Consider the following 1,367-nt stretch of genomic DNA (forward strand, 5'->3'; position numbering starts at 1 on the left):
ATATCTTTCAGGTTTTCTTTTGTTTGAAGTTCATTAAATAGACTTTTGAGGTATTGAAAACGATTTTCTACGTTTTCAAAAGTTTCTAAACTTACAGCTTTATCTAGTATCGATGCAAATTGTAAACGCCCAGAAATAGCTTTGCCCATTTGATCAAAAGGCCCAGAAACTTTGTTTTCGTCCTCTAATACCTCTTGATATGATTTCCTTGAAAGCTTATCACTCTTATAGAGCGATTCTGGTTCTTTGAGAAAAAAACTAGAAAAATCTATAGTTTTAGGTCCAGTTTTTTGACTATTTGTTATAGCCTGATAGGTTTTTTCTGTTTGCGAAAGTTGTTCTTTTTTTAACGCAAGTTGTTTTTTTAAGAGCTCAATAATTTCCCCTTTTTTTAATAGATTAGTAAGCTCCAGATATTTTGCTGATGGAGCAGATACGAAAGTTGATTTAGGTACCTGAGCTGTGGGAGATATTGGAGGTGTGTTAGATGGCTTAGAGCCACTAGGTTTGGACGGTACGCGATTTCTCATCGTTCCAAAATTAGAAAGGTCAATTTTAATATCGGGTGGAAGTTTACGTGGTGGCTCATAGCCTTTTGGTGGTTTTGGTTTATAATTGTTGCTTGAATCGAGATTTCCTGACCCTATAGTAGGAACTGCAAAACGGCTATGACCTCCTCCTTGCTTAGTAAGAGTGTTACTTCTTGCTAAGTTTGTTGTTCCAAGAAAAGCACTAATCGCTATGATAATAATCAGCTTTTGCATATTTCACACCTTTTAATTTTCACATATTTAGAAAGACTGACCATTACATTATTAACTTCATAAATCGGTTTATGAGATTCCGTTGTCTCCTCGCTTGATTTCGGCAGGGATTGTTTTATTAATAGGCACACGATTTCTATCATTAGGCTGTTTTAGCTTTGGTGCTAATGCACAAGCCGATAAAAGGTTTGCAATCAAAATTATAAGAATGATCAACTTCATTTTAATATTACTCTTTTTACTGTTATATACTTTCTGATATTTGTTGTCATTATTATAATTTTGACACTAAAGTAAAGTGTATAGTTTACGATAATTTATCTTTTCTTAATTTCATTTTTTAATTTATGAAAATAGCTCAATTTCAGTGCGAATATTTTTTACTTTAGGATTGGATATCCTCGTTATTTTGTCATATGGATATTAGGGGCGTTTGTTACGGGAACCATTGCTTTTTATCTCATCTAGTTTCTATGTCTCCATAGATGTCCAAATGTAATGCCTTTTGCGAGAGAATTGGCTATGCTTGATAGTTTGAGTAACAGCATGATGGATATAATGGACAAGATGAGAGCTCCCCCAAACATGAAACTTACATTCTGG

General features: G+C 33.8%; 2 protein-coding genes and 1 pseudogene. All 3 read right to left on the reverse strand.

The window, feature by feature from the left end:
* The coding region (locus tag ACFIMG_RS05670) for a hypothetical protein (protein ID WP_375693581.1) at nt 1-764 on the reverse strand (764 nt) is incomplete at its 3' end.
* A gap of 69 nt (nt 765-833) precedes the next feature.
* Nucleotides 834-986, reverse strand: a complete 153-nt coding sequence (locus ACFIMG_RS05675) for a TrwH protein (protein ID WP_375693582.1) — start codon at nt 984-986, stop codon at nt 834-836.
* Nucleotides 987-1,228: 242 nt separating this feature from the next.
* Nucleotides 1,229-1,367, reverse strand: a pseudogene (locus tag ACFIMG_RS05680) (trwi protein); the annotation flags it as partial.

Source organism: Bartonella sp. AP11XZML (assembly GCF_042196445.1).
GTDB lineage: Bacteria > Pseudomonadota > Alphaproteobacteria > Rhizobiales > Rhizobiaceae > Bartonella.